The following is a 21,456-nucleotide window of genomic DNA, read 5'->3' as shown; positions in this document are numbered from 1 at the left end:
CCAAGCCCGGGCCCCAACGACGGATGCCCCGGACCATCGTGGTCCGGGGCATCCGTGTGTCTGAGCTGAGGGGGGTTCTAAGCGTTCCTGGAGTCCGTGGGGGCGTCGTTCCGGCGGGGTTCCACCGGTTCCGCGATGCTCTGCTCGGCCCGCCCCACCTCGGCGTCCTCCGCAGCAGCGTCCTTCTCCGCGCGGCCGTCCCGCGAGCGGGAGCCGATGGTGCTGGCCAGCTGGACCGCGGCGTCGTCGCGCTGGCGGCTGAAGAAGAGGTAGCTGACCGCGAACGCGATCACGGCGGCGAAGATCGCGCCGAGGATCAGTCCGGTCCCCAGGAAGAGGCAGATGACCAGAGCCACCGCGAAGAGGGCCAGCCGGATGAGAAGGTACTTCAGATTCGCCACCCCACCATTCTACCGGCCGTTCCTGGGCGATCCCCCGGCCCGCCCGCACCACCCCGGCCCAACACCCCGACCCACCGCCCCCACTCCCCGCCGAGACAGTGAGTTTCCGCTGAAACAGTGTGTTCAGCTCACTGTTTCAGCGGAAACTCACTGTCTCAGCGGCAGGGCTCAGCGGCAAGGCTCAGCGGCAGGCACAGGCGCACGCGCCCCAGGTGGTTTCCAGGGCGGCTCAGTACACTGGCAGGATGCCCCGGGTCATCATTTCAGTCGTCATCGTCGCTGTCTGCATCTACGCCCTCATCGACTGCCTCCGCACGGACTCCCGTGAGGTGCGCGGCGTGCCGAAGGGCGTGTGGATCGTCGCGCTGCTTCTGCTGCCGCTCCTCGGCGCCATCCTGTGGTTCCTGCTCGGCCGTCCCCGCACCGCCGCGACGCGTCCGGCCACCGGCGGCCCGGCCTCGAACGGACGAGACGCCGGAGGCGGCGCCACGGGCGGACGCCCGCTGGGCCCCGACGACGACCCGCAGTTCCTGCGCAACCTCGAAGAGCGCCGCCGCAACCAGGAGGAGGCCCGCAAGCTCGAGGAGATGCGCAAGAAGCTGGAAGAGCAGGAACGCCGGCTTCACAAGGGCGACGACGGCGCTCCCGGCCAGGACGCCTGACCCACCTCCGCACCCCGCCCCACGGTCGGCTCCGCGCCCGGCCCGGGATACACGTCAGGCCCGGTCCCAGGATTCCTGGGACCGGGCCTGACGGCTTTCCGGAGCGCTGCCGCCCGGGCTATGGCATCACAGCCCCGAGTAGGAGTGCAGGCCGTTGAAGTACTGGTTCACGATCGTGAAGTTGAAGACCACGCACAGGTAGCCGACGATCGACAGCCAAGCGGCACGGGTGCCGGTCCAGCCACGGGTGGCACGGGCGTGCAGGTAACCCGCGTAGACCACCCAGATCACGAAGGTCCAGACTTCCTTGGTGTCCCAGCCCCAGAAGCGCCCCCAGGCCTTCTCGGCCCAGATGGCGCCGAACATGAGGGTGAAGGTCCAGCCCACGAAAGCGATGGTGTTGATGCGGTAGCTGAAGTTCTCCAGGCTCAGGGCGTTGGGGACCAGGCGCATGAAGCCGAGCTTGTCCTCACGGCCCAGGGCCAGCTGGCCTTCGCGGCGGGACTGGATGAGCTGCAGCACGGACATGGAGAACGTCAAAGTGAAGAGCGCCGAGGACAGCACCGCGATGGAGACGTGGATGATCAGCCAGTAGCTCTGCAGAGCCGGGACCAGGTGGCCCACGGGCGTCCAGAACGCGACAGACGCCGCCACGAGCATGATGATGACAAGGGCCGTCACGAAGGTGCCCACGAAGCGCAGGTCACGCCGCAGCAGCACGAGCAGGAAGACCACGGCCACGAGCCAGGCGCCGGTGGTGAGGAACTCATACATGTTGCCCCACGGCACACGGCCGGCGGCGATGCCACGGGTGATCACACCTGCGCCGTGGATCAGTGCCGCGAGGACGGTGAGGGCGACGGCGACCCGGGCGGGGACGCGCCGTTCCGCGGCGTAGCGCATGGAGGGATCCGCCGTGATGGCCCCACCGCCGGACGCCTCCTGCGACGTGACCGGGGCGCCCGCGCCGACCAGCTGACGGGCCTGCTGCTGCGCGGCACGCTCATCGATCGCCTTCAAGGTGGCGCTGCTCTTGGCCAGATCCCAGGCGAAGGCGATGAACGCCACCGTGTAGGTTCCGGCGGCGAGCAGCATGAAGAGCTCGCTGTACTGCCCCAGCAGCGGGTTCAGCGGTGTCATGAGCTTTCCTTTCCATTGCGCGCCGCCCCGGTGTCGGGCCCGGCCGCGTTCTTTCCATTATCCGCCGTGCTTCCGGAGCCGCCAGGCGGGTCTCCGGGTCCGGCGTTCAATCCCCAGCCGTCCTGAAGCGCCTGCCGGATCTTCGCGGTCTCCTTGGCCAGGCCGTGGTCCTCACCGCGGGCCAGAAGGCCGTACTCGACCATGACCCGGCCGTCGTCGGCGGTTCCGGTCCGGACCCAGGCCCGACGGCGCCCGACGTAGAGGGAGATCACCAGACCGCCCACGGCCACCAGCGCGAACACGAGCGCAGGGACCTGGCCCGGGTTGTGGCGGACGTCGACGGCGATGAAGCGCTTGAGCCCGTCGAACGTGATGGACCCCTTGCCGTCCGGCAGTTTGTAAGTCTGCCCGGCGTCCAGGACGATGCCCTTGGCCGGCAGATCACGGCCGTTGAGCTGCTTGAGGTTCTTCACGTCCAGGCTGAAGACGTTCTGCGGGGCGCCGGAGTCCAGGCCCAGATCGCCGTAGTACGAGTTGAGATTCAGCTGCGGCCTGAGCGGATCCGGATCGGCGCTGAACGCCACGCCCTGGTCGTTGAGCTGGGCGGACGGCAGGAAGAAGCCCACGAAACCGAGCTGGTCCGGCTTGGCGTCCGGCACCTTGATCACCATCGTGGAGGTGTACACGCCGTCCGTCGGGATGGAGGGCACCGGACCCTGCAGGGCCACGTTCCCCTTGCCGTCCCGCACGGTGATGACCGGTGCGTAGCCGTTGCCCACCAGGTAGACACCGGTCCCGCCGATCTCCAGCGGGGAGTTGACCTTCAGGGTCTGCTGCTGCGGAGCCGCGTCCGGACCGTCCTGCGTGGTGACATGGGCGGTGAAGTCGATCGGCTGGCCGAACTGCTTGACGGACTCGCGGTCGTACCGGACATCGAACTTGTCCAGCCGCATCGAGTACGGGCTCAGCCAGGCCGACTGGAAGTTCGTGCCCGGCGTGAACTGGTCATAGCCGACCAGGGTGTTGACGAAGGTCTCACCCTCCACGATCGTGCGCTGGCCGCTGTACCCGAAGAGACCACCGAGAGCCACGGAGACGAGCACGCCCACGAGCGAGCTGTGGAACACGAGGTTGCCGACCTCACGCAGGTAACCGGTCTCGGCGCCCAGATGGGGACGCTCGCCGTCGGCATCGCGGGTCTCCACGCGGTAGCGGCGCTTGCGGAGCACTGCCGCGGCATCCTCCAGCGCCGACGACGCCGACACCCCCTCCCCGGCAGGGATCACCAGAGTGCCGTACTGGGGCAGCCGCGAGATGCGGCGGGGGGTCCTCGGCGGGGCGGTGCGCAGCGCCTTGTAATGCGCCCGCACTCGCGGGATGATGCAGCCGATCAGGGAGATGAAGAGCAGCAGGTAGATGGCGGAGAACCAGTAGGACGCGTAGACGTCGAAGAGCTGGAACCGGTCCAGCCACGGCCCCGTGACCGGGTTGTTCTTGATGTACTGCGTGACCACCGCGGGGTTGGCCGGGCGCTGCGGGAAGAGCGAGCCGGGGACGGCCGCGACGGCCAGCAGGAGGAGCAGGAGAAGGGCGGTGCGCATGCTGGTCAGCTGCGTCCAGGCCCAGCGGAGCATCCCGATCGGCCCCAGGACGGGGACGGCGATGTCGTCCTTGCCGGACTTCTTGCCCTGTGCCTTGGTGCCCTGCGCTTTCGTGTCCTGCGCCTTCGTGTCGTCGGGCTTCTTCACCGTCTCACTCATCCGTGCTTCTTCCCTGTCTGCGCTTTTCCCTGTCCGCGCTTCATGTCCTCTGGTCCCATTACCGCGCCGGCCCTAGATGGGCAGCTTCACCTCGTTCTGGAACCAGGTCTGGAGCTGAACCGTCCATTCCCCCCACAGGCCGCTGATCATCAGCAGGCCCAGGGCGATCAGCATGAGTCCGCCGAGCCGCTGGATGGCGAGCTTGTGCTGGCGGAAGAACTTCATGACGCCCATGCCGCGCCGGACCGCCAGGGCGATCAGCAGGAACGGGATCCCCAGGCCGAGGCTGTAGGCGAAGGCCAGGAGTGCCCCCTTGGCCGCCGTCGAACCGCCCGAGAGGCTGAGCAGCTGCACCGCCGAATAGGTCGGACCGATGCACGGCGCCCAGCCGAGGCCGAACGTCATGCCCAGCAAGGGCGCACCCCAGAGACCCGCGGGAGGCTTGGCCTTCAGCTTGGCGTTGCGCTGGAAGAAATCGAAGCCGCCCAGGAAGATGATGCCCATGATCACCACGACGACGCCGAGCCAGCGGGTGACGGTCGGCAGCCGGTCACCCGAGATCAGACCGCCGAGCTGACCGAACGCGCCGCCCAGCAGGACGAACACCACGGAGAAGCCCAGCACGAACAGCGCCACACCCGCGAAGATCCGTCCGCGCCGCTGCTTCTCCAGATCCACCCCGGTGAGCCCCGTGACGTAGCCGAGATACCCCGGCACGAGAGGCAGGACGCAGGGTGAGAGGAAGGAGACGAGCCCGGCGAGCATGGCCACCGGGACCGCCAGAAGCAGCGAGCCGTTGAGCACGGTCTCCGCGAAGGCGTTGTTGGGCATGGATCAGGCCCGCTCCGCCAGGGCGGACGCGATGAGGGTCTTCAGCGTGCCCTTCTCGAGCTGACCGAGGATCCGTGCGCTGACCCGGCCCTTACGGTCGAAGATCAGGGTCGTGGGCACCGCCCCCGGAGGAACCAGGCCGGACACGGAGAGCAGCACCTGCCCGTCCTTGTCATTGAAGCTGGGGTACGTGATGCCGAAGTTCTTCTCGAACGCCTCGGCCGTGGCCTTCTCATCGCGGAGATTGACGCCGTAGAACTCGACGCCCTTGGGCGCGAACTCAGTGTGCATCGCTTTGAGGTCCGGCGCTTCGACGCGGCAGGGCGCACACGCGGCGAACCAGAAGTTCATCACCACCACTTTGCCTTCGAGATCTTTGCTGGTGACGCGCTTCCCGTCGAACAGCACACCCTGGAAGTCCTTGGCCGCCTTGCGCTGGTCCGGGGCGAACTCGGTGACGGAGCCGTCCCCGGCCACGTAATTCTTGTTGTCCCCGGCCCGGGCCTGCTTGGCGAGGGGGTCGTCCTGGCTGCACGCGGACAGGGCGAGGCCCAGCAGGCCGGCGCCCGCCAGGCCGAAGACCTGACGACGGTCCAGGGGGAAACGTTCGGTGCTCATCGCTCAGGCTCCCGGGGTGGTCGAGGCGCCCACCAGGAGGTCGGCGGCGGGTTCGCGGTACGTCACGCCCACCAGCCGGCCGGCGTCGTCGAACAGGAGGGACGTGACCGAGGTGAGCGTGCATTCACGCTTGCGGGGATCGTGGGCCAGACGGCGGCCTTCGGCGGCCAGGCGCGTGGACCAGATGGGCAGCTGGTGACTGACGATCACGGCTTCGGCGCCCGCGCCGGCCCGTGCGACGGCGGTCTCCCGGGCCTGGTGCACGGCAGCCATGACGCGGCTCACCTGAGCGGCGTAGGGCTCGCCCCAGGACGGGCGCAGGGGATTCACCAGATGAGGCCAGTGCCGGGGATTCAGGAGTTCCTTGCGGTTGACCCGCAGTCCCTCGAAGTGGTTCTCCGCCTCGATGACCCGCTCATCCGTCTCGATCTCAAGACCCAGCGCGGCGGCCGTGGGGGCCGCGGTCTCCTGGGCCCGGAGCAGGGGCGACGCCACCAGATGGACGATGGCCGCACCGGCATCGCGCTGCGCGCCGAAGTACTCGCCGAGGCGGTCCGCCATGCGATAGCCGCGTTCCGAGAGGTGGAAGCCGGGGAGCCGTCCGTACAGGACGCCGTCCGGGTTGTGCACCTCGCCGTGGCGCATCAGATGAACGATTGCATGGGGCATGGCTCCATTTTCTCAGAGTTTAAGGGTGACCCGGGCCAGAGTGGCCCTGCTGCGGCTGAGAATCCGCCATGAATCGACGGGCGGCGCCGATCACGCGGAGACATGTGACTGGCGCCACGCCTGAAGTTCAGGAAAAATTTTCCGAACCCGGGAACAAAAGATGCATATGCATGTTTATACTGGGTGACAGAAGGTTGGTTGAGGCTTCAACCAATCGACGTGAGTGACCTGACAAGGAGAACCCCATGAGCATCCCCACCAACCTCACCGCCGGCACCTGGACCCTGGACCCGTCGCACAGCGAGGCCGCCTGGACCGTCCGCCACGCGGGCATCAGCAAGGTGCGCGGCACCTTCGGTGATCTGGCCGCCACCGTGACCGTCACCGACGCCGACGCCGTCGTGGACGCCACCATCCAGTCCGCCAGCATCAGCACCGGCGACGCCAACCGTGATGGCCACGTCAAGGGCGAGGACTTCTTCGACGTGGAGAACCACCCGACCCTGACCTTCAAGTCCACCAGCCTGGAAGGCGACGGCGAGGACTACAAGCTGAACGGCGAACTGACCATCAAGGGCGTCTCCGTCCCCGTGACCTTCGACGCCGAGTTCGGCGGCGTGGCCGTGGACCCCTTCGGCAACACCCGCGCCGGCGTCTCCGCCGAGACCACCATCTCCCGCAAGGAGTTCGGCCTGACCTGGAACGCCGCCCTGGAAGCCGGTGGCGTGCTCGTCTCCGACAAGGTCAAGATCAACCTGGAGCTCTCCTTCCTGGCCCCGTCCGCCAACTGAAGCCCGCCCGGCGCACGGCCGGCGCATCGTCCTGAAGGATGATGCAGGCCGTGGATGCCCGACGACGCCACCCGGCGTCGTCGGGCATCCTGCGTTAAGCGCCGCGTCATCCCAGGTCACTCACACCGTTACCTCGGGGTAACGGATGCGTTGCGCTCCGGCGAAAGTTAGGCAGGGGGCTATCCGGCGCGGCCCGTCGAACCTAAAGTGTGGATTATGAGCAGCCAATATCCCGGTGCTCCGGGCACCGCACCCAGCAATCAACCTCCCGCGGGTCTCGGCTACGCAGCCCCGGCCCGGAACAGCTTCGGTTTCGACACGAAGAATCTCGCCATCCGTCTCAAGGACGTGTCCGGCGTTCCGCAGCAGCTCGTCTACTCCTACTGGCTCTGGCTGGCGGGGGCGGCGCTCGGCGTGCTCCTGTCCATCATCAACGTCTTCATCCTCACCGCCTCCCTCGGCTCCTATGCGGGCATCGCGATCGGCGCGTCGATCGGCGGGATCATCTGGAGCATCATCTGGGCCGCCGTCGTCATCTTCATCGCCATCCGGCTCAAGGAAGGCTCCCGCTGGGCACGGATCGTCCTCAGCATCCTGGGCGCCCTCGCCGTCATCGGGCTGATCGTGGGCCTGGTCGGCCTCAGCATCACGGCCATCGGCTCCGCGGTGACCGTCGCCGCGGCCGTCCTGATGTGGCTGCCCGAGTCGCAGAAGCACTTCGTCTGAGGAATTGAAGAATCATCCCCTGGGCTGGGGATACGCCTCGGCCCAGGGGATACGGTAGGAGGAACGCCGTGTTCCTGGCGGCGGACCCGTACATGCCGTTCACGAAGGAGCTGTCATGAGCAGCACACCCAACGAGCCTGCAACCCCTCAGCAGCCAGGCCAAAACCAGCCGTCCAGCGCCCCTCAGTACGGAGCGAATCCAAGCGCCCCGCAGTACGGCGCGCCCCAGACGGGAGCACCCCAGACCGGAGCACCCCAGTACGGCGCTCCCCCGGCCTACGGCTCCCAGCCCGGGCCGGCAGGCCCCGGTTATCCCGGCGCCCCGCAGTGGCCCGGCGAGAGCCCCTATTCCGGCGGGCCAGCCCCGGTCGCGCGTCCCCAGAAGGTGGAGATCTCCTTCTGGCTCATCATCGCGGCCGGCGTCCTCAACCTGGTCGGCGCGATCCTGGGCGCGATGTTCATCTCGGACACCGCCCAGTACCGCGACCTGGTCCGCCAGATGGAGCAGTCCGGTGGCAACGCCGATTCCCTCCGCTCCATGGTGACCCTGATGGCGATCGTGTTCGGCGTCGTCCAGCTGGCGTTGTACCTTCTGGTGGCGTTCTTCGTCCGCAAGGGCGCGAACTGGGCCCGCATCCTGGGGACCGTCTTCGCAGCGCTCTCCCTCATGGGCCTGTTCGGCGGCAACGTCATCAACATCATCGTGGTCCTGATGGGAGTGGTCGCCATCGTGCTGCTCTACCTGAAGGACACCAGCCCGTACTTCGCCAAGCGCCCGAAGTTCTGAGCGCCGCGACTCCAGCAGCACACCGTCCATGAGCCGGGGTGGGACGCCACAGACGTCCCACCCCGGCTTGTCCGGGGCCAGGCCCCAGTCAGGGAATCCCACATGAACAGCCACGCACCCACTCCGGAACCGGGCCAGGAACCCGTCGCGCCGGGAGGTGGCTCAGGGCCGGACGCCCACAACACGCCGGGAAGCGCCCCGGCGGCAGACACCCCGGCAACGCCTCCGCAGGACCGGCCCCAGTACGGCCTCCGCGCCGCCGACCTCGGCCTGCCCTCCCCGTACGAGCAGTACCAGCGGGAGCAGGAGGCGGAGGCCCGCGCCGCGCAGCAGGGTGCCTGGCGGGCCCCGGCTCAGCAGCAGACCGGCCCCTTCGCACCCCAGCAGGGCGCCCAGGCTTGGCAGGCGCCCCAGAATCCCGCGCAGTGGTTCCAGGGAACCCCGCCCGAGAAGCCCGAGGAACCCCGGACCATCCGCTGGGCTTTCTGGCTCATCCTCTCCGGGTGCGCCTTCGGCCTGATCGCCTCATTGCAGACCTTCCTGGCGGTCGACTTCGACGAGATCTACCGCGAGATGATCGACCAGATGCCGGCCAGCACCCGGAACATCCTGTCCCAGGAGAGCCCCGACTCGCTGAGGTCCATCTTCATCGTGTCCATGGTGCTGACCTTCGTCTTCACCGTGGCGCTCTACGTCCTGGTGGCGGTCTTCGTGAAGAAGGGCCACCAGTGGGCCCGGGTCCTGGGCACGATCCTGGCCGCCATCTCCGTCACCGGGTTCGGCTCCTCCGTGATCCTGGACCTCCTGAGCATCCTGTGCGGCATCGTCGGGATGGTCCTGTGCTGGCTGCCGGACTCCAGCGCCTTCTTCGCGCGGATGAAGCTGCATCGCGACTACCAGAAGTTCGCGCGCTTCCGCGCCTCACGCTGAGCGCTGGCCGTCGTCGTCGTGTCTCTCAGGGCCGACGACGGCGGCCTCCGCTTCCGTGCCCGCTTTCCCCCGCGCCGTGGCCACCGCCGGGCGATAGGCTGAGCCCGTGACCGGCAGCTCCTCCTCGCAGCGCATTGAAGACGCCCTCCGTGCCGCCATCTCCTCGGGACGATACGCGCCCGGCGCCAAGCTTCCCGCCGAGCGGGAACTGGCCGCAGAGCTGGGCGTGAGCCGCATGACGCTCCGCCAGGCCGTGGAGACCTTGCAGTTCCAGGGGATCCTGCGGCGCCGTCCCGGCCGAGCCGGAGGGACCTTCGTCGCCGGGGACGCCCCGGTGCTGGAACTGGGTTCCCTGCACGGCCTCTTTCAGCAGTTGTCCCGCACCGGAGCCGTGGTCGAGTCCCGGATCCTGCTCGCGGAGACGTCCCCGGCGCCCGCCGAGGTGTCCAAGGCCCTCCGGATCACGCCCGGCGAACTCGCCCACCGGCTCCGGCGGCTCCGTTTCCTCGACGGTGAGCCGCTCATGGTCGAGGACTCCTGGTTCCCGGCGGAGCGGCTGCCGGGATTCGCCGTCGAATCGCTCACCGGTTCCGTCTACGCTCGCCTGGAGACCTTCGGCTGGGAGCCGGTGAGGAAGACCGAGGACCTCATCCCCTCCGTGGCCACACCGGAAGAGCGGGACCTCCTCTCGGTCGGCGCCCGTCACCCGGTCCTCCGCATCATCAGAACCGCCTACCGCTCCGACGGTCTGCCGGTGGAGTTCGCCCAGGACACCCACCGCTCGGATGCCCTGCGCCTGCGCGTCACCACCGGAACACCCTGAGCGATTCAGGCGGAGCGTTCCGTTCAGACCGTCAGCGCCGCCAGTTCCCCGAGCGGGTGCACCCCGGCTGGGCTGTCGGCCGCAGCCAGTGGGCCGGCGTCCGGCAGATCGGAGGCCTGCAGATCGGCGGCCAGCGGGCCCACCAGCACGCAGTGCATGCCTGCCGCCTGGGCCGCGGCGACCCCGGCCAGGGAATCCTCGACCACGACGGTGGTCGCGGGCGAGGCGCCCAGAAGCTCAGCGCCACGGAGGAAACCTTCCGGGTCCGGCTTGCCCCGCGCGACGTCGTCGCTGCAGACCGTCGCGGAGAACAGCGCGGCCAGCCCGCTGTCCTCCAGCGCGGGTTCCAGCAGACGCCGCAGCGTGCCTGTCACCACCGCGACCTTGATTCCGGAAGCCACCAGTTCCTGGACCAGGGTGACATGCGCGGCAGGGATCCGTGGCGCCCGTCGGATCTCCCGCAGATAGCCGGAGCACAGGTGATCCAGCACGCGGGCGGTGAGGACGTCATCGCCTCCGACCAGGGCGGCGCAGATATCCGGGTCGCTGAGCCCGACGAACCGGTCGCGGTACTCCTCGGGGCTCAGCTCGAACCCGCACACCTCGAGGGCGGCCTCCGCGTAGAGCCGGCCCATGAGGTCCTCATCGAGCGACAGCGTGCCATTGAAGTCGAACAGCACCGCCTCGGCCGAGGTCAGGAGCGCGCGGACGGCGCCGGGGGCGGTGAGAGACAGGGGCATGGATGGTCCTTCGTCGCGGGAGAGCTTCTGTGGGAACAGTAGAGGCTCGATACCCCGGAATTTTTGGTCTAGACCAAAGTTTACCGAGAGTTCGCCCTCAGGGCGGCGACTCTTCACCACAGCGGACGCTCCGGCGCCCTCAGACGCCCGGTCAGTCGACGAGACGCTGGGCGTGATAAGCCAGGATCTGCAGCTCGGTGGCCATGTCCACTTTGCGCAGATTCACCCCTTCCGGGACCTGGAGGGTGATGGGCGCGAAACTCAGAATGCTCTTCACCCCGGCGGAGACCACCCGGTCGCACATCTCCTGGGCCACATGCGCGGGCAGCGCGAGCACCACCATGTTCGCGCGCGTCTGCGCCAGGCCCGTCTCCAGACCGAGCACATCACTGACCCGCAGGAACCCGATCTCCTGCCCCACGATCAGCGGGTCCGCGTCGAAGATCGCCACGATCTCGAACCCGCGCGACTGGAAGCCGCCATACCGGGCGAGCGCGCGGCCCAGGTTGCCCGCCCCCACGATCGCCACTTTCCAGTCGAGTGTCAGGCCGAGAGCCGCGGCGATCTGCCGGTTCAGGTAGTCGACCTCATAGCCGACCCCGCGCGTGCCGTGCGAGCCGATGTAGCTGAGGTCCTTGCGGAGGGTCGCCGAGCTGACGCCGGACGCTTCCGCCAGAGCCTCCGAGGAGACCCGCTCCACGCCGTCGCCCGTGAGCGAGTTGAGCGCGCGGAGGTAGAGCGTCAGACGCGCGACGGCGGCCGGCGGGATCTGCTTCACGGCCTGCTCTGCGGCCGGGTACCCGTCGAGGGCGCCTTCCGCGCTCTGCGGCACCACGACCGGGGGCTTTCCCCCGGTCGGCAGCGGACTCAGTTCTTTTTTCTTCATCGGTCTGTATTCTTCACGGGCGGACCCGGTCAGCCCTGCTGCGCGTCGCGCAGCTTCCGTTCCAGGCGTGCGGGGTCGATCGTCCAGAAGTCGCGCTGGACGCCGTCGATCATCACCACGGGAACCTCGTCGGCGAACCGCTCACGCAGCCCGGCGTCGTCATCGATCAGCGATTCCTGCCAGGGAACGCCCAGGCGGCCGGCCACCTCGGACACGGTCGCACGCGCCGCGGCGCACAGATGACAGTCCTTCTTGGTGATGAGGAGAAGTTCAGGGACCCGCATCCTTCCACGGTAGCGGTATCGGGGCGCCCACGGCACATCAGCGCCGTTGGATAGACTCGTCTTCATGGCCTCCACGCGAACCGAATCCTCCTCCAGCGTTCCCGTGGCCGAACTGCACCGCCATGAAGCCGCCTTCTTCGACGTGGACAACACGCTGATCCGCGGCGCCAGCATCTTCCACGCCGCCCGCAAGATGTACGAGCGGAAGGTGTTCACGCTCCGCGACGCCGCATCGTTCGGCTGGCAGCAGCTCAAATTCGTGGTCCGCGGAGAGAAGCTCTCCGACGTCCACGAGATCCGCGACCGGGGCATGAAGATCGCCGCCGGGATCCGCGCCGAGGACGTCGCGACCCTGGGCGACGAGGTCTTCGAGGAGAGCATCTCCAGCCGGATCTGGCCCGGCACACGCGCCCTCGCCGAGCAGCACCTGCGCGTCGGCCGGCGGGTCTGGCTCATCACGGCGACGCCGATCGAACTGGCCGAACCCATCGCGTCCCGCCTCGGCCTGACCGGCGCCCTGGGCACCCGGGTCGAAGTGGTCGACGGCGTGTACACCGGACGGCTGGTCGGCGACATCCTCCATGGGGAAGCCAAAGCCGAAGCGGCCCGCGCCCTCGCGGACGCCGAAGGGTTGGACCTGGCCGAATGCTGGGCCTACAGCGACTCCCACAACGACATCCCCCTGCTGAGCATGGTGGGGCACCCGGTCGCGATCAACCCCGACGCCGGGCTGCGCCGTCACGCCAAAGCCCAGAACTGGCCCGTCTACGACTTCCGCTCCGGCCGCCGCGCCGCCACCCTGGGCCTGAAGGCAGCGACGGTGGGCGGGGCGGTGTACGGGCTCTGGAGGGGTCTCAACCACGCCCGCGGGCGGAGGTAGTTCCTCTCTCGCAGGAGGGGTGTGAGTTCCCACGCGGCTTAGACACCGTTCGCAGCCACCCCGGCCTCGCAAGCTCGGCAGGGTACCCCTGCTGCTCTCTTAGCCTTCGCTCGTTCCTCGCTCTGTCGCGCGATGCGCCGCTTTCGGGAACCCGCACCCCTCACGGCCGACCCCCGCCCCCCGGCGTGGTTTCGGTGGGAAGGGTTGTCCGAGGTGCTCGGATTCTGTGGGGGCGGCTGGTCGAGATCGCAGTTTTTCGGGGTTCCACGCCTCCCAGACCCCAGAAAGTGCAATCTCAACGACACCCCTCGCCTCGGGCCTCTCCCCACGGAGCACACGTCAGCCCGAATCTTCCACGTCCCGGCCCCACGCTCAACCGCGTGAAAACCGACGTGACATCGGGAGCCGGCGGAGGTTCCCGGAAGCGGCGCATCGCACGCCGCAGCGAGGAACGAGCGAAGGCGGGTGTCTAAGCCGCGAGGGAACCCCCGCCGGCCACCCAACGCAACCGCCGTCGTCGCGCGTTAAAAGCACCAGGCCCGGAACCTGACGGTTCCGGGCCTGTACGCGTGCGAAGTATCTCTACTTCTTATTGCGGCGCTGGTGGCGAGTCTTGCGAAGCAGCTTGCGGTGCTTCTTCTTGGCCATGCGCTTGCGACGCTTCTTGATAACTGAACCCACAGAAGTTCCTTACGGTAATACGCGGCCACCCCGCACCCGAGAATCCGAGGCTTGGCAAGCCGCACTTTCTTACGATGACGTAAAACGTTCCTTAACAGGGTACCGCTTCCGGCGGCCTGCCCTTGACCGGATCCCTGAGGACCGGTCCGGAGGAACCCAGGTTCACGCGGTTTCGGACCGATTCCCCGTGACCGCTGCGCGGACGTACTCCTCGACAGCCACTTCCGGCACGCGGTAGGAACGCCCGAAGCGCACCGCCGGCAGCTCACCCGAGTGAATCAGGCGATAAACGGTCATCTTGGACACACGCATCTGGTCTGCAACTTCAGCCACCGTGAGGAAGTCGGTGTTCGCAAAGTGGGCCACGTCCGGCCTCCCCCTCCTGCAATTCAGCCTTGGTTCACGCCGCGAGGTAGTGCGGCGTGTCGGTACTGAGGTTGTCCCATCCTGAGTGCTAGTAACTCTAGTGGCAATTGAGCCTAAAGTGAAAGGCGCCACGGATGCGTCGGATGACTACTGTCCCGCCCTCCGGTTCCGGCTCGCGACGGCGAGACGTTTCAGCACGTCAGAGGTCACTTCCCAGCCCATGCAGGCGTCCGTGATGCTCTGCCCGTACACGAGGGCCTCGCGCGTCGAGGCATCCGTCTGAGGGTCGAACTTCTGGGCGCCGGGCACCAGGAAGCTCTCCAGCATCACCCCGGCGATCGCGTCGGCCGTCGGCGCGGCCGCCAGCTGCACGGCGCCCTCCAGCTGCTCGGCGAGCTCGACGGCGACGACGGCCTGGCGCACATGGTCCTTGCCGCTGTTGCCGTGACTCGCATCCACGACCACCCGGGGGTTGCCGCCCCTCGCCTGGAGCGCCCTGGACACCTCCGCGATGGATGCGGCGTCGTGATTCGGTCCGGAGACTCCGCCGCGCAAGATGACATGCCCGTCGCGGTTCCCGGCCGCGTGGACCACACTCGTCCGCCCGTCCAGGTCCGTCCCGAGGAAGGACTGCTCTCCCGCGGCAGCCTGGCACGCGTCGATCGCGTGTCCCACGGTGCCGTCGGTCGCGTTCTTGAAGCCCACCGGCAAGTCCAGCGCCGCGGCCATCTGCCGGTGCACCTGGCTCTCCGTGGTCCGGGCCCCCACCGCGCCCCAGCTCACGAGGTCCTCCAGGTACGGGGCGCTGAAGGGTTCCAGGAACTCCGTGGCCACGGGCAGCCCCAGGTCCGTCACGTCCAGCAGGAATTCTCGGGCCCGGTCCAGGCCGGTGGCGATGTCGTGGCCGCCATCGAGCCCGGGGTCGTTGATGAGGCCCTTCCAGCCGACCGTGGTGCGCGGCTTCTCGAAGTAGCTGCGCATCACCACGAGCAGGTCCTCCCGGTGCCGTTCGGCCTCCGCCGCGAGGCGACGGGCGTACTCCAGGCCTGCCCCGGTGTCATGCACGGAACACGGACCCACCACGACCAGAAGCCGGTCGTCCACGCCGTTGAGGATGGCGCGGACCTCATCACGGCCACGGGCGACGACGGCCGCGTGTGCCGCCGTGAGCGGCCGGAAGGCGCGGAGTTCACGGGGAGTCGGCAGCGGCGCGTAGCGGGTCACCGGAACGGTCGCGGCGGGAGAGGCGGCTCCCGGGGTGAGCGGGAGGTCCACGGCGGACGGTGCTGCCGGGTTCACGATGGCTGCTGGTTTCATGATCTGGGTCCTCGGTTCTGGACGGACCCTGACCCGCAGAGCCCGCCGGAATGGCGAAGGGCAGGGATTGCATCCCTGCCCTGTGTGCTCTGAAGGTCGATGTGTATGCGCGACTAGCGACGCCGTTGGCCCTCCAGAGCCACAGCAAAATACGCATACCAACGCTTCGTCATGGTCCCAAACTGTAAGACCTCCGCCCGGCCCGCGCAAGCCCGCGGCCGGATTATGGGGAGCCCGGCCGCCCTCCAGGTCACGCAACTACACACGGAGACCTATATGACAACCGCACGCGACGCCGTCGTCGTGCGTCGGTACATTTGCCAGCAACCGCGGCGCATCGGCGCCCGGCGACCAACCCGCTCCTCTCCTCCGCCCGGTCCCTGTCGTCTGTCAGGACCGGCTCACTGCTGGAAGACCCAACGCTGGAAGACAACTGAAGGAAGACCTCATGAAGACCTGGAAATCCCGTCTGGCCGTCACCGCCACCGCTCTCGCAGCAGTCCTCGGCATGACCGCCTGCAGTGGTAGGGCCTCCGGAGCGAGCGGCACCCAGCTCTCGATCGTGGGCTTCGCCGTCCCCGAAACGGCCAACAAGGCCATCGCCGCCAAGTTCCAGCAGACCGACGCCGGCAAGGGCGTCACCTTCAGCGGTTCCTACGGCGCCTCCGGCGACCAGAGCCGCAAGGTCGCCGCCGGCGCCAAGGCCGATTACGTCCACTTCTCCCTGCAGAGCGACGTCACCCGCCTGGTCAAGGCCGGCCTCGTCGACGAGGACTGGAATAAGAACGCCACGAAGGGCATCGTCTCGGACTCCGTGGTCGTCCTCGTGGTGCCGAAGGGCAACCCCCAGGGCATCAAGGGCTGGGAGGACCTGACCCGTCCCGACGTCAAGATCATCACCCCGGACCCCAAGTCCTCCGGCTCCGCCCGCTGGAACATCCTGGGCGCCTACGGCCACGCAGTCGCCTCCGGCAAGACCGAGGCACAGGCCTCGGACTTCCTGAAGAAGATCTTCGCCAACGTGACCCAGTGGGCGGGCAGCGGCCGCGAAGCCACGGAAGCCTTCGACAAGAAGGTGGGCAACGTCCTCATCTCCTACGAGAACGAGGCGATCCTCGCCCGGCAGAAGGGCAAGGACTACGACTACATCGTGCCGAACGACACCGTGCTGATCGAGAACCCGGGCGCCATCCTGAAGAAGGCCGACCCCAAGGCCAAGGACTGGCTGAACTTCGTGCTCAGCAAGGACGGCCAGACCGAATTCGCCAAGACCGGTTTCCGCCCCGTGATCGACGGCGTGAAGACCGAGGTCAAGGGCGCCAACGACCCCGCCAACCCGTTCCCCACCCCTGAGCACCTGCTCACCGTGGAGAAGGACTTCGGCGGCTGGACCACCGTGGACAAGAAGTTCTTCGCGGACGGCGCCCTCATCGACCAGCTGCGTGCGGCGGCCGTCAAGAAATGAAGCCCGACACGCTGACCCGCCCCGCCGCCGCGGGCCTCGGACTCGCGCTGCTCTGGTTCAGCATCCTGGTGCTGATCCCGCTCGCCGCGATCGTCCTGAGCTCGACGGCGGGGGGCTGGCAGCAGTTCATCGGCACCATCACGGACCCGCAGACCTTCGCGGCACTGCGGCTGACCGTGCTGCAGGCCCTGGGCGCGGCGCTCGTGAACGTCGTGGTGGGCACCACGATCGCCTGGGTCCTGGTCCGCGACCGCTTCCCGGGAAAGGCGATCCTCGAGGTCATCATCGACATCCCGTTCGCGCTGCCGACCATCGTGGCCGGTCTGGTGCTGCTGAGCCTGTACGGGCCGGAGAGTCCGCTCGGCATCAACGTGGTGAACACGCAGCAGGGCATCTTCCTGGCGCTGCTGTTCGTCACCCTCCCCTTCGTGGTCCGGACCGTGCAGCCGGTGCTCCTGGAGCTCGACCAGGACGTCGAAGAGGCTGCCGCGTCTCTGGGCGCCGGCCGCTTCACCACGTTCCGGCGCGTGCTGCTGCCCGCGCTGATCCCCGCGATCACGGCGGGCGCCTCCCTGGCGTTCGCCCGGGCCATCAGCGAGTTCGGGGCCCTGGTTCTGATCTCGGGCAACACCCCGTTCGAGACCGAGGTGGCGTCCCTCAAGATCCTCAAGTTCATCGAGAGCGACAACCGGGCCGCGGCCGCCTCCGTGGCATTGGTCCTGCTGGTGGTCTCCCTGGCCGTCCTGGTCGCTCTCGACATCCTGCAACGGAAGGTGGCGCGTCGTGGCTGAGACCTCCCTGTCCACCGGCGTCTCCGCAGGCGCGGCCGCCGGCACCGCCGCCGCTCCGCGTGGCGGCGAGAACGCCCTGTCCCGCGCACCGCGTTCGTCGGCGCCCCGGCGGGCCGGTCGCCGTCGGCCGTCAGGCCCGAACCGCAGCGGCGGGAGCCCCGTCCGCATCCTGCTGCGCGTGCTCGTGATCGTCTATCTGTTCTTCCTGGTCGTCTGGCCGGTCTCGCTCGTGGTGCTGCGGACTTTCGCACCGGTGAACGACGTCGGCGGTTTCGACGCCTTCCTGACCCGCCTCTCCGATCCCGCCTTCGGGTACGCGTTCGGCCTGACGCTCACCGCCGCCCTCTGGGCCGTGGGGCTCAACGCGGTGTTCGGCCTCGGCATCTCCCTGCTCCTGGTCCGCTACTCGTTCCCCGGACGCCGGCTGCTCTCGGCCCTGGTGGACCTGCCCATGTCGGTCTCCCCCGTGGTGGTGGGACTGGCCCTGGTCCTCGCGTACAGCAGCAATCAGGGCTGGTTCGGCCCTGTGCTGGAATCGCTCGACTGGCAGATCATCTTCTCCACACCGGGCATCGTCCTGGCCACCACCTTCGTCTCGCTGCCCCTGGTGATCCGGGAGATCGTCCCGGTCCTTCAGGAGATCGGCACCGAGCAGGAGCTCGCGGCCCGCAGCCTGGGCGCCGGGGCGGTGCAGACCTTCCTGCGCATCACACTGCCGGCCATCAAGTGGGCGCTCGTGTACGGCGTCGTGCTGTCACTGGCCCGTGCGCTCGGCGAATTCGGCGCCGTGAAGATCGTGAGCCAGGGAGCGTCCTTCAACGGCGAGACCGCCACCCTCCTGGTGGCCAATCGCTACGGCAACTTCGACGAGGCGACCGCTTACGCCGCCGCGTTCCTCCTGGTCCTGATCGCCATTACCGCGCTGGTGGTCGTGACCATCCTCCGCCCCTCCAAGGAGCACCGCTCATGAGCATCACGGTTTCACAGGTCAACAAGAACTTCGGGGACTTCGTGGCCCTGCAGGACATCAACCTGGACATCCCCACCGGCCAGCTGACCGCGCTCCTCGGCCCGTCCGGCGGCGGCAAGTCCACACTGCTTCGCATCATCGCCGGGCTGGAGAACGCCGATTCCGGGAGCATCACCATCAGCGGCCAGGAGGCCACGCATCTGCCGGCGCAGAAGCGCAATGTGGGCTTCGTGTTTCAGCACTACGCGGCGTTCAAGCACATGACCGTCGCGAAGAACATCGCGTTCGGCCTCGAGATCCGCAAGCTGCCCAAGGCGCGTATCAAGGAGAAGGTCGACTCACTGCTGGAGCTGGTGCACCTGACGCAGTTCGCGAACCGGCTCCCGGCGCAGCTCTCGGGCGGTCAGCGGCAACGCATGGCGCTGGCCCGCGCGCTGGCGATCGAGCCCAGCGTGCTGCTGCTGGACGAGCCGTTCGGCGCGCTCGACGCCAAGGTCCGCAAGGAGCTCCGGGACTGGCTGCGGCGCTTGCACGACGAGGTCCATGTGACCACCCTCTTCGTCACCCACGACCAGGAGGAGGCCCTCGAAGTGGCCGACAACATCGTGGTCATCAACCACGGCCGCGTGGAGCAGGTCGGCACGCCGGATGAGCTCTACGATGAGCCGGCCAACGACTTCGTCCTCGGGTTCCTGGGCCCCGTGACGGAGTTCCACGGCCGGCTGGTCCGGCCGCACGATCTGGAGATCTTCACTTCGGAAGCTCCGGGCGCCACGGCCGGCCGGATCGTCCGGAGCACCCGGGTCGGGTTCGAGGTGCGCCTCGAAGTGCAGCCGCTCAGCGCCCCCGACGGCCCACCGGTGAACGTGGTGGTGACCCGAGGAGAGGCCCGCTCCCTGGGGCTGGCCGTCGGCGACACGGTGTTCCTCAGCCTGCAGGCCGCCCTGGTCTGATCCGCGCCGTCTGACCCGCGCCGTCCGATCCGCGCTCGCCTGATCTGCCCCTCCCCCACCCCGTCGACTGCTCCATAGGATGCCGTTTTCTCCGGATTTCAGCCGGAAACAGCATCCTGTGGAGCAGTCGATCAGGGGCGGGGCTACTTTTTGCGGCCCAGCTTGGGGAGGTTCGCGAACACCTCGGCCGCACGCGTGGCGGCGCGGCTCGCAGCCCGGCCAAGCTGCTGACCGGTGTTGGCCACGGCTCCTGCTTCCAGCCCGGCGAGTTCGGCATGATCCGCTTCCGGCTGGACGAAGGCCGCGGCGGCAGGCTGAACCGCCGGAGCCGACGACGGCGCCACGCGGCTTCCGGGGACGCCCGCGGTCTGCTGCCGGGCCGGCCGCGTCGGCGAGGTCAGCGGCGCCAGCCCGCCCAGCCACTCCTGCACGGCACGCAGGGGTTCCCGTTCGAGTGAGTAGAAGCGCTTCTGGCCCTGGGCACGCATGGTCACGAGACCGGCTTCCCGCAGGACACGGAGATGCTTCGAAACCGTGGGCTGGCTCGCCTGGAGATCCTCCACGAGCTCGCCGACGGCTTTGTCGCCGGAACGGAGCGCGGACAGGATCTCCCGCCGTGTCGGTTCGGCAATGACCGCGAAAATGTCGTCAACCACCATGTGTCTTACCCTAGCGACATATATCTCCGAAGGCATCCTTATGCCGTCATGAGTCCTGGCACGGGTTCATAGGGCGTGCGGCCATCCGGACCCGGTCAGGGTCAGTCGAACCAGGGGTCGAGCCCGAAAAGCGGGAAGACTTCCTTGCGGGTGGCCATGATCGCCCGGTCCACCGCGTTCGACGGGTCGTACCCGGTCTCCCAGGACCGCCACCAGATGTCCTCGCCGTCACCCATGAACCGCGGTGCCTCCACGCCGAAGTCCCGTTCCACACGCTCGATCCAGCGCTCCGGGACCGGGGTGCTCACCGGCAGGGAGCGTCCGCTGGCGATGGCCACCAGGTGGGTCCAGGAGCGCGGCACCACGGAGCACACCTCGTACCCGCCGCCACCCGTGGCGATCCAGCGGTCGCCGCAATGGCGCTGCGCCAGGGACGCGACGGAATTCATGGCCTCGCGCTGTCCGTCCACCGTGACGCGGAGATTGCTGAGGGGATCATCCCGGTGAGAGTCCGCCCCGTGCTGGCTCACGATGACCTCCGGCGCGAACTCACGCACCACCGCCGGGACCACCGAATGGAACGCGCGCAACCAGCCGGCGTCGTCCGTTCCCGCAGGCAAGGCGATGTTCACCGCGCTGCCCATGGCGTCCGGCCCGCCGGTCTCCACCGGGAAACCGGTGCCGGGGAAGAGGGTCTGCCCGGATTCGTGGAGGGAGATGGTCAGGACCCGTGGATCGTTCCAGAAGATGCTCTGGGTTCCGTCTCCGTGATGGGCGTCGACGTCGATGTACGCGACGCGCCGTACGCCCCCGTCGAGGAGCCGGGTGATCGCGAGGGCGGCGTCGTTGTAGATGGAGAAACCACTCGCGCGGTCACTGGCCGCGTGATGCATGCCCCCACCGAAATTCACCGCCCGGACGGCTTCCCCGGAAAGTATGCGGTCCGCCGCAAGCAAGGACGCGCCCGCGAGCCGGGCGGCCGCCTCGTGCATGCCGGCGAAAGCGGGGTCGTCCTCGGTGCCCAGGCCCAGCAGCGGCAGGGGGTTGCCAGGATCCTCCGAGACCCGGTGGACCGCCGCCACATATGCGGGGTCGTGGACCCGCTCGAGCTCCGCGTCCGACGCGATCTCCGGGGCCAGCACCGTCACCTGGGGCCGGTACAGCACACCGAGATCCTGGGCCAGCTGTGCGGTCAGCTCGAGCCGGGCCGGTGCCATGGGGTGGGTGGGGCCGAAGTCATAGGCCGTCATGGCCGGGTCCCAGACCACCGTGGTCAGCGGCATGTCATGATTCACCGCACTCCGCGGCACGGCCGGGGAGGGGGCG

At 68.3% G+C, this 21,456-nt stretch carries 25 protein-coding genes; 11 read left to right on the top strand and 14 right to left on the bottom strand.

Annotation, left to right across the window (positions count from 1 at the left end; translation table 11 throughout):
• Positions 1-77: 77 nt before the first annotated feature.
• Positions 78-401 (bottom strand): DUF4229 domain-containing protein, encoded by a 324-nt coding sequence (locus AB6732_RS00680; protein ID WP_370957594.1) that lies wholly within the window; start codon positions 399-401, stop codon positions 78-80.
• 245 nt (positions 402-646) lie between these two features.
• Between AB6732_RS00680 and AB6732_RS00675 the strand changes: the two genes are divergently transcribed.
• Positions 647-1,063 (top strand): PLDc N-terminal domain-containing protein, encoded by a 417-nt coding sequence (locus AB6732_RS00675; protein WP_370957593.1) that lies wholly within the window; start codon positions 647-649, stop codon positions 1,061-1,063.
• Between the two features lie 126 nt (positions 1,064-1,189).
• Here the strand turns inward: AB6732_RS00675 and ccsB are convergent, their stop codons facing one another.
• The 5 genes from ccsB to AB6732_RS00650 all read right to left on the bottom strand — a co-directional run bounded on the left by ccsB (position 1,190) and on the right by AB6732_RS00650 (position 6,081).
• Positions 1,190-2,203 carry a c-type cytochrome biogenesis protein CcsB gene (gene ccsB / locus AB6732_RS00670; protein WP_370957592.1) on the bottom strand — a complete coding sequence of 338 codons (1,014 nt, stop codon included), beginning with the start codon at positions 2,201-2,203 and terminating at the stop codon, positions 1,190-1,192.
• Positions 2,200-3,963 (bottom strand): cytochrome c biogenesis protein ResB, encoded by a 1,764-nt coding sequence (locus tag AB6732_RS00665; protein ID WP_370957591.1) that lies wholly within the window; start codon positions 3,961-3,963, stop codon positions 2,200-2,202. The genes ccsB and AB6732_RS00665 overlap by 4 nt, the downstream gene beginning before the upstream one ends.
• A 72-nt stretch (positions 3,964-4,035) precedes the next feature.
• Positions 4,036-4,794, bottom strand: coding sequence for a cytochrome c biogenesis CcdA family protein (locus AB6732_RS00660; RefSeq protein ID WP_370957590.1), 759 nt, complete (start codon positions 4,792-4,794; stop codon positions 4,036-4,038).
• A 3-nt stretch (positions 4,795-4,797) separates the two neighbouring features.
• Positions 4,798-5,412, bottom strand: a complete 615-nt coding sequence (locus AB6732_RS00655) for a TlpA disulfide reductase family protein (RefSeq protein ID WP_066215854.1) — start codon at positions 5,410-5,412, stop codon at positions 4,798-4,800.
• Positions 5,413-5,415: 3 nt separating this feature from the next.
• Positions 5,416-6,081 carry a histidine phosphatase family protein gene (locus AB6732_RS00650; RefSeq protein ID WP_370957588.1) on the bottom strand — a complete coding sequence of 222 codons (666 nt, stop codon included), beginning with the start codon at positions 6,079-6,081 and terminating at the stop codon, positions 5,416-5,418.
• Between the two features lie 245 nt (positions 6,082-6,326).
• Between AB6732_RS00650 and AB6732_RS00645 the strand changes: the two genes are divergently transcribed.
• The 5 genes from AB6732_RS00645 (at position 6,327) to AB6732_RS00625 (ending at position 10,138) form a co-directional block, all read left to right on the top strand.
• Positions 6,327-6,872: a YceI family protein gene (locus AB6732_RS00645; RefSeq protein ID WP_370957586.1), complete on the top strand. Its 546-nt coding sequence runs from the start codon at positions 6,327-6,329 to the stop codon at positions 6,870-6,872.
• 216 nt (positions 6,873-7,088) lie between these two features.
• Positions 7,089-7,598: a hypothetical protein gene (locus AB6732_RS00640; protein ID WP_370957585.1), complete on the top strand. Its 510-nt coding sequence runs from the start codon at positions 7,089-7,091 to the stop codon at positions 7,596-7,598.
• Between the two features lie 115 nt (positions 7,599-7,713).
• Positions 7,714-8,385 (top strand): hypothetical protein, encoded by a 672-nt coding sequence (locus tag AB6732_RS00635; RefSeq protein ID WP_370957584.1) that lies wholly within the window; start codon positions 7,714-7,716, stop codon positions 8,383-8,385.
• A gap of 102 nt (positions 8,386-8,487) precedes the next feature.
• Positions 8,488-9,315: a hypothetical protein gene (locus tag AB6732_RS00630; RefSeq protein WP_370957583.1), complete on the top strand. Its 828-nt coding sequence runs from the start codon at positions 8,488-8,490 to the stop codon at positions 9,313-9,315.
• Positions 9,316-9,421: 106 nt separating this feature from the next.
• Positions 9,422-10,138 carry a GntR family transcriptional regulator gene (locus tag AB6732_RS00625; protein ID WP_370957582.1) on the top strand — a complete coding sequence of 239 codons (717 nt, stop codon included), beginning with the start codon at positions 9,422-9,424 and terminating at the stop codon, positions 10,136-10,138.
• 23 nt (positions 10,139-10,161) lie between these two features.
• Here AB6732_RS00625 and AB6732_RS00620 read toward each other — a convergent pair whose 3' ends face one another.
• From AB6732_RS00620 to AB6732_RS00610, 3 genes are all read right to left on the bottom strand, one after another.
• Positions 10,162-10,878 carry an HAD family hydrolase gene (locus tag AB6732_RS00620; RefSeq protein WP_370957581.1) on the bottom strand — a complete coding sequence of 239 codons (717 nt, stop codon included), beginning with the start codon at positions 10,876-10,878 and terminating at the stop codon, positions 10,162-10,164.
• A gap of 151 nt (positions 10,879-11,029) precedes the next feature.
• Entirely contained in the window at positions 11,030-11,764 is a 735-nt protein-coding gene (locus tag AB6732_RS00615) for a redox-sensing transcriptional repressor Rex (RefSeq protein WP_370957579.1), read from the bottom strand.
• Positions 11,765-11,793: 29 nt separating this feature from the next.
• The gene (locus AB6732_RS00610) at positions 11,794-12,048 is read right to left on the bottom strand and encodes a glutaredoxin family protein (protein ID WP_066215869.1); all 255 of its coding nucleotides are present in this window, start codon (positions 12,046-12,048) and stop codon (positions 11,794-11,796) included.
• Positions 12,049-12,112: 64 nt separating this feature from the next.
• Here AB6732_RS00610 and AB6732_RS00605 point away from each other — a divergent pair, with 64 nt between their 5' ends.
• Complete coding sequence (locus AB6732_RS00605) at positions 12,113-12,928, top strand: HAD family hydrolase (RefSeq protein WP_370957578.1); 816 nt, start codon at positions 12,113-12,115, stop codon at positions 12,926-12,928.
• 582 nt (positions 12,929-13,510) lie between these two features.
• Here AB6732_RS00605 and AB6732_RS00600 read toward each other — a convergent pair.
• The 3 genes from AB6732_RS00600 to AB6732_RS00590 form a co-directional block, all read right to left on the bottom strand.
• Complete coding sequence (locus AB6732_RS00600; RefSeq protein ID WP_003792170.1) at positions 13,511-13,609, bottom strand: 30S ribosomal protein bS22; 99 nt, start codon at positions 13,607-13,609, stop codon at positions 13,511-13,513.
• Positions 13,610-13,771: 162 nt separating this feature from the next.
• Entirely contained in the window at positions 13,772-13,975 is a 204-nt protein-coding gene (locus AB6732_RS00595; protein WP_066215872.1) for a helix-turn-helix domain-containing protein, read from the bottom strand.
• A gap of 147 nt (positions 13,976-14,122) precedes the next feature.
• Entirely contained in the window at positions 14,123-15,292 is a 1,170-nt protein-coding gene (locus AB6732_RS00590) for a 3-deoxy-7-phosphoheptulonate synthase (RefSeq protein WP_370957575.1), read from the bottom strand.
• Positions 15,293-15,740: 448 nt separating this feature from the next.
• On the opposite strand from AB6732_RS00590, the gene AB6732_RS00585 reads away from it, so the two are divergent.
• From AB6732_RS00585 to AB6732_RS00570, 4 genes are read left to right on the top strand one after another with little or no spacing between them, the layout of a single operon-like run.
• On the top strand, positions 15,741-16,757 hold the full coding sequence (locus AB6732_RS00585; protein WP_370957573.1) for a sulfate ABC transporter substrate-binding protein: 1,017 nt from the start codon (positions 15,741-15,743) through the stop codon (positions 16,755-16,757).
• On the top strand, positions 16,754-17,548 hold the full coding sequence (cysT, locus tag AB6732_RS00580) for a sulfate ABC transporter permease subunit CysT (RefSeq protein WP_208186795.1): 795 nt from the start codon (positions 16,754-16,756) through the stop codon (positions 17,546-17,548). Before AB6732_RS00585 ends, cysT begins: the two co-directional genes overlap by 4 nt.
• Positions 17,541-18,518 (top strand): sulfate ABC transporter permease, encoded by a 978-nt coding sequence (locus AB6732_RS00575; RefSeq protein ID WP_370957571.1) that lies wholly within the window; start codon positions 17,541-17,543, stop codon positions 18,516-18,518. Before cysT ends, AB6732_RS00575 begins: the two co-directional genes overlap by 8 nt.
• Positions 18,515-19,471 (top strand): sulfate/molybdate ABC transporter ATP-binding protein, encoded by a 957-nt coding sequence (locus AB6732_RS00570; RefSeq protein ID WP_370957570.1) that lies wholly within the window; start codon positions 18,515-18,517, stop codon positions 19,469-19,471. Before AB6732_RS00575 ends, AB6732_RS00570 begins: the two co-directional genes overlap by 4 nt.
• A gap of 143 nt (positions 19,472-19,614) precedes the next feature.
• Here the strand turns inward: AB6732_RS00570 and AB6732_RS00565 are convergent, their stop codons facing one another.
• Both AB6732_RS00565 and AB6732_RS00560 read right to left on the bottom strand, forming a co-directional pair.
• The gene (locus tag AB6732_RS00565; RefSeq protein ID WP_370957569.1) at positions 19,615-20,130 is read right to left on the bottom strand and encodes an ArsR/SmtB family transcription factor; all 516 of its coding nucleotides are present in this window, start codon (positions 20,128-20,130) and stop codon (positions 19,615-19,617) included.
• 101 nt (positions 20,131-20,231) lie between these two features.
• Entirely contained in the window at positions 20,232-21,413 is a 1,182-nt protein-coding gene (locus AB6732_RS00560) for an acetoin utilization protein AcuC (RefSeq protein ID WP_370957568.1), read from the bottom strand.
• Positions 21,414-21,456: the final 43 nt, after the last annotated feature.

It is taken from the genome of Arthrobacter sp. RCC_34, from assembly GCF_041360795.1.
Classification (GTDB): domain Bacteria; phylum Actinomycetota; class Actinomycetes; order Actinomycetales; family Micrococcaceae; genus Arthrobacter_E.
Note: the sequence above shows the minus strand (reverse complement) of the source record. Positions and strands in the feature narration are given on the sequence as shown.

Coding starts and splice junctions, on each gene's coding strand:
- AB6732_RS00675 (WP_370957593.1), top strand. CDS start 647: ATGCCCCGGGTCATCATTTCAGTCGTCATCGTCGCTGTCTGCATCTAC.
- ccsB (WP_370957592.1), bottom strand. CDS start 2,203: ATGACACCGCTGAACCCGCTGCTGGGGCAGTACAGCGAGCTCTTCATG.
- AB6732_RS00665 (WP_370957591.1), bottom strand. CDS start 3,963: ATGAGTGAGACGGTGAAGAAGCCCGACGACACGAAGGCGCAGGACACG.
- AB6732_RS00660 (WP_370957590.1), bottom strand. CDS start 4,794: ATGCCCAACAACGCCTTCGCGGAGACCGTGCTCAACGGCTCGCTGCTT.
- AB6732_RS00655 (WP_066215854.1), bottom strand. CDS start 5,412: ATGAGCACCGAACGTTTCCCCCTGGACCGTCGTCAGGTCTTCGGCCTG.
- AB6732_RS00650 (WP_370957588.1), bottom strand. CDS start 6,081: ATGCCCCATGCAATCGTTCATCTGATGCGCCACGGCGAGGTGCACAAC.
- AB6732_RS00645 (WP_370957586.1), top strand. CDS start 6,327: ATGAGCATCCCCACCAACCTCACCGCCGGCACCTGGACCCTGGACCCG.
- AB6732_RS00640 (WP_370957585.1), top strand. CDS start 7,089: ATGAGCAGCCAATATCCCGGTGCTCCGGGCACCGCACCCAGCAATCAA.
- AB6732_RS00635 (WP_370957584.1), top strand. CDS start 7,714: ATGAGCAGCACACCCAACGAGCCTGCAACCCCTCAGCAGCCAGGCCAA.
- AB6732_RS00630 (WP_370957583.1), top strand. CDS start 8,488: ATGAACAGCCACGCACCCACTCCGGAACCGGGCCAGGAACCCGTCGCG.
- AB6732_RS00620 (WP_370957581.1), bottom strand. CDS start 10,878: ATGCCCCTGTCTCTCACCGCCCCCGGCGCCGTCCGCGCGCTCCTGACC.
- AB6732_RS00615 (WP_370957579.1), bottom strand. CDS start 11,764: ATGAAGAAAAAAGAACTGAGTCCGCTGCCGACCGGGGGAAAGCCCCCG.
- AB6732_RS00610 (WP_066215869.1), bottom strand. CDS start 12,048: ATGCGGGTCCCTGAACTTCTCCTCATCACCAAGAAGGACTGTCATCTG.
- AB6732_RS00605 (WP_370957578.1), top strand. CDS start 12,113: ATGGCCTCCACGCGAACCGAATCCTCCTCCAGCGTTCCCGTGGCCGAA.
- AB6732_RS00590 (WP_370957575.1), bottom strand. CDS start 15,292: ATGAAACCAGCAGCCATCGTGAACCCGGCAGCACCGTCCGCCGTGGAC.
- AB6732_RS00585 (WP_370957573.1), top strand. CDS start 15,741: ATGAAGACCTGGAAATCCCGTCTGGCCGTCACCGCCACCGCTCTCGCA.
- cysT (WP_208186795.1), top strand. CDS start 16,754: ATGAAGCCCGACACGCTGACCCGCCCCGCCGCCGCGGGCCTCGGACTC.
- AB6732_RS00570 (WP_370957570.1), top strand. CDS start 18,515: ATGAGCATCACGGTTTCACAGGTCAACAAGAACTTCGGGGACTTCGTG.
- AB6732_RS00565 (WP_370957569.1), bottom strand. CDS start 20,130: ATGGTGGTTGACGACATTTTCGCGGTCATTGCCGAACCGACACGGCGG.
- AB6732_RS00560 (WP_370957568.1), bottom strand. CDS start 21,413: ATGCCGCTGACCACGGTGGTCTGGGACCCGGCCATGACGGCCTATGAC.